The 4,318-nt window shown below is 59.6% G+C and carries 4 protein-coding genes and 1 pseudogene; all 5 read right to left on the bottom strand.

Going from position 1 to position 4,318, the window contains the following annotated elements; translation table 11 throughout:
• Positions 1 to 227, bottom strand: a pseudogene (locus ACH2EH_RS13440) (hypothetical protein); the annotation flags it as partial.
• A gap of 13 nt (positions 228 to 240) precedes the next feature.
• Positions 241 to 1,017: a hypothetical protein gene (locus tag ACH2EH_RS13435; protein ID WP_395142470.1), complete on the bottom strand. Its 777-nt coding sequence runs from the start codon at positions 1,015 to 1,017 to the stop codon at positions 241 to 243.
• A 70-nt stretch (positions 1,018 to 1,087) separates the two neighbouring features.
• Entirely contained in the window at positions 1,088 to 1,993 is a 906-nt protein-coding gene (locus ACH2EH_RS13430; RefSeq protein WP_395142468.1) for a cation diffusion facilitator family transporter, read from the bottom strand.
• Positions 1,994 to 2,026: 33 nt separating this feature from the next.
• On the bottom strand, positions 2,027 to 3,250 hold the full coding sequence (locus ACH2EH_RS13425) for a S41 family peptidase (RefSeq protein ID WP_395142466.1): 1,224 nt from the start codon (positions 3,248 to 3,250) through the stop codon (positions 2,027 to 2,029).
• Between the two features lies 1 nt (position 3,251).
• Positions 3,252 to 4,318: NAD-binding protein (locus ACH2EH_RS13420; protein ID WP_395142464.1), on the bottom strand; the 1,067-nt coding region annotated here is incomplete at its 5' end.

Genomic DNA, 4,318 nt, shown 5'->3' with positions numbered 1-4,318 from the left:
GTGGGGACACTTCCCGCCAGAGTGATACTGTTTTCCGTGCGCCCCGTCACACGAACAGAGCTGTCGTTGGGAAGCAAGACCGCATTGGGCTGCAAAATTGCAGGAAGGGGAGGGTCAGCTCCCCCGCCACCGCCACAGCCCGTCAGCCCTAGGAGTCCGGCACCCGAGAGCATCAGGAAGTGGCGGCGGCCCAACGCACGCAGTGGGATCGTGAGATCCTCAGACATTAGTACCTTCTTTCTAGCGCCCTAGGGGGACAGCGAGATAGCTCCCATTGTCGAGCGAGCGAACTGTGAACTGTGCACGCTGCTGCGGGGTCGCGGCAGCAATGTAGGTGCTGTTGAGACGCTGACCATCGGCGGCAATGACCTTGACCGTGTCAATGCCATTCTCTTGCACCAGAATGGGAATCGCCGTCGCGGGGCCAACCTGGACCGGCCCGATCTGCTGCAGGCTTGAGTCCAGCAGCTTACCGACGGGAGAGACCACGTAGCCGTAGCGGCTCAGAGCGCTCTTGGCCTTGCGGATCTTGTCCTTCAGATCCTCTTTGCCTGCCCAGGAGCCGCCGCCGTACAGATACATATTGCACTCGCCCATCTCAGCGGTGCCCCGTGGACGAATGCGATTGAGAGTCGCACTGACCGTGCCGGGCCGACTCGGGGGCGTGGCAAGCTCGATCAGCGCCTCCGTGAGTGTCTGGTCACGGCAGGAGCTTGGGGGCACTGTTGCTGCATACAGCCGGACTTTCTTACGTAGATCCTCGTAGGTGCTCCACTGTCCGCCCCCGTAGTTGAGTGCGTTACACTCACCAATATCGCCCAGCCCGTTCGGGGCGCGACGAATATCGTCGTTGTAGACCTGATTGATCAGTGGATCGCGGCAAGCTGCGGAGCGCACCAGTGCAGCGGAGGCAGGACGCCCCAGGAGCGGCCCTCGCCCCTCACAGATCCCGTTCAGTGCCACAAGCACCACCAACCCACCCGGCAACCCCGCTGAGTATCTTAAAAATCGCTTCATGATTGAAACTCCCTATGGTGCACACTATACCTTAAGACGCGTGACAGTATCGTGACAGAGTGGAATCTCGTTACTTCGGGAGTGCAGGCTCGATGTGCACTAAGACGCGGGCGAAGCGCTTATCGGAGATCTGGGCACGGACGGTGTCCTGCACTTCGTGGGCGATCTCGTGGCCACGGTAGACAGACATACTCCCCTCCACCCGCACGTCCAGCTCCACATAATAATCAAAACCCATCTTACGGATGAAGCACTTGTGCAGGTTCTCGACTCCGACAACTGTCAGCGCGACGCGGCGCACCTCGGCCTCCAGTGCGGGATCGGGGTGGGCATCAGTGAGCTCGAAGAGTGCGCCCCGCAGGATATTGACCCCATTGTGAAAAATCACAACCGAGGCCACCAGCGCCGCCCAGTCGTCGGCACTCGCCCAGCGGGAGTCCGGGTGGAGGCGATTGCCTATCTGCGCGATGAGAATCCCCACAAAGGCGGCGATACTGGTGATCGTGTCGGTGCGCTGGTGGAGAGCATCGGCCTTCACGGCGTTACTGCCCGTCTGCTCCCCGACTTTCAAGGCATAGCGCACCAGTGCCTCTTTGATGCCGATCACCGCGAGGAGCACCAGTAAGGTCCAAGGAGCAGGAAGACGGTGGGGAATACGGATGCGCTCGATGCTCTCGTAGGAGATCCCAAAGGCGGCTAGAAAGAGAAAGAGTGAGACCACGACGGCGGCCAGCGGCTCCGCTTTCCCATGCCCTTGCGGGTGGTTCTCATCGGCGGGGAGCGTCGAAACCTTCAGCCCAAAGTAGACGAGGATGGACGAAAGAACGTCCAAGCCCGACTCAATCGCATCGGCCACGAGCGCGTACGAGTGTCCGAAAACCCCGGCCAGCGCTTTTCCAACCGCTAGAAAAAGGTTGACAACGATCCCAATCAGCGTGGAGCGCATCCCCTGCTCGGCGGGGTGTGGGGCAGACATCAGCCTCTAGTATACCCCGGAGCAATTTAAAGGCTACTTCATTGCTTTGAGGGCACTCGCTAAAACAGGATCGCTGGTCTCAGTGATAGCGCCTTCGACGGCAACATCGGGCTTGAGGGGGTTTTTCTCCAGGCGCATTCCCCCCGGCGAGACATAGTCTGAGAGAGGCACCTGCACCTCGAAGCCCTCTGTGTTTGCCAGCGGGAGAAACAGGGAGACAAGCACGGCACCCGCCGACTGCCGCCCGATAAGCACTGCGCCCCGCTGTTCTTTAAGCACCGCGCTGGTAATCTCTGAAGCGCTGGCGGAGCGGGAGTCCAAAAGAATGGCAAGCTTACCTAGGAAGGGCTGCTGCGCCATCTTGACCGTCTTACTGGTGGGGCCACACCACTTGGCGATTGCCACCATGTCCTTGCTATCGCCGCCTGTGATCTGAACATAGCGCTCCGAGATGCGACGGTCCACGCTGGTGCCAATGGGAGTTCCCGGCTGGCTGAGCAGCGAGAGCAGGTGCTGGCAGTTACGGACGAGGCCGCCGCCGTTGCTGCGCAGATCCAAAATCAGCGCCTTGGCTTTTCTCTGGCTTACCTCCGCGACAAAACCCTCGATCTGCCTCTCACTGTACGTGCGTGAGAAGGAGGGGATGCGCAAAACTGCGGTGTCTTTGTTAGTCCACGTGAGCGTATTGGGCTGGTCGGTGGAGTAGGTTTTCTTGGCGAGCATGTAGTGCTTGATCGCCCCCGTGCTCTTGCGCTTGATGGTGAGAGCGGTGGTGTCATTGTCTGGGGGGACGGGGTAGGAGACAGGTTTTCCAATGCCCTCTACCTGGATAATCTCATCGCCCTGCTCCAGCCCAAGCTGCGCCGCCGGACTCTTAGGGGCGATCGCGGTGATGAGCAGGCCACTCTCGCTCTTTTGGGTCGCCATGCCAAAGCCCTGCGTCACTCCGCTCACACGGGTCTTGACGTTCTGAGGCGAGAGGAGTCGGATGTGGCTGATACCAAAGTCGCGGAGCGCCCCATTAATGGTACTAACGAAGGTTGGGATATCGCCGGCATGATCCACCTCGGTCTGGCGCTTTGCCAGGAATGCGGGCCACTGCGTGAAGTCTATACCGGGGACAAATGCCTGGCGCTGGATTGTGTTTTGCATACTCAGGAGCACTCTGTCTTTAGTCTCCGAGGAAACAGACTGGCCAAAGGCACTGGAAAGCGTCCCGAGGAGCACACCGATTGTCAGTAGGCTACGAAACCGCATCTTAAGTACTTCCTTCCCGAATAGCTTCTGAAGCAGCCCCTTTTCTAGGGTGCAGTGCGGCTTCCACAAAGAGGGGAGCCGCGATCTCCGCTGAGGACAGCAGCGTGTAGTTCTGCGAGACACGATGGATGCGCCGTGCCAGATCGGGATCAAAGCAGCGTAGCACTAGGCGAACGGGGTTCTCCGGGCGGTAGTCCTCTACCAGGGTCTGTGCCATGAGCCCGATCTCCAGGTTCAAGGCATCGCTGGAAGTGGCGGCTACCACCGCTCTTGCCCGTCGAAAGCCCGCCTTCAGCAGTGTCTCGGGCCGGGTCGCGTCCCCTAGTAAAATCGGAACGCGCGTCGCCAGATCGCGGAAGAGAGCGTCCTCCAAAGTCATGTCTATCACGACTACTCGCACATTCCGTGCCCGGAGGCGTTCTGCAATCGCAAATCCCACACTTCCCAGGCCACAAATAATAATATGCCCCCGGTAGCGCCGGATTGTCCGCTCCGCCCGCGCTTGCTGCGCCGCCCCGGAGAGAATATAGTTGGTCAGGAGCGATGAGAGTGTGGCGAGAAGTAAAACGCCACCGAACATCAGCACCATTCCAAATAACTTTACCGCCGCCGGTTCGCTTTGTAGGTTGAAATCGCCAAAGCCCACAGTGGTCAAGATGGTCACGGTGAAGTAGGCCGCGTCCATGTAGCTCAGCCCGATATTCTGATGGAAGATCAGCACTCCCCCGAGAAAAAGCAGGCAGAGCAATAAAAATAAAAGGCTCAAATCCGGCTGCTTGGCACGTCGGAGCCGCAGTCGCCGCGCCCGGTGTCGTGTCTTGCTCGGCTCGGGAGGAGGGGCGAGGGCCGCTTCGGCGAAGTGAGGTGCGGCGAGCAGCGATGGAACCAGGACATGGGTGAGATCAAAGTCCTGCTCTAGCCGGGAGGCAAGACGCTCCTCGGAATGTCGCATAATAATACACAGCTTGGGGTGCTGCCCTCGTACATCCAGAGCGGTCTCTAAATTTACCAGGTCGTCGGAGGTTGCCAGGATCAGAGCTCGTGCCTGGTCCAGCCGGGCGGCCTCAC

This window comes from Armatimonas sp. (assembly GCF_043760365.1).
In the GTDB taxonomy this organism is placed as follows: Bacteria; Armatimonadota; Armatimonadia; order Armatimonadales; family Armatimonadaceae; genus Armatimonas.
Note: the sequence above shows the minus strand (reverse complement) of the source record. Positions and strands in the feature narration are given on the sequence as shown.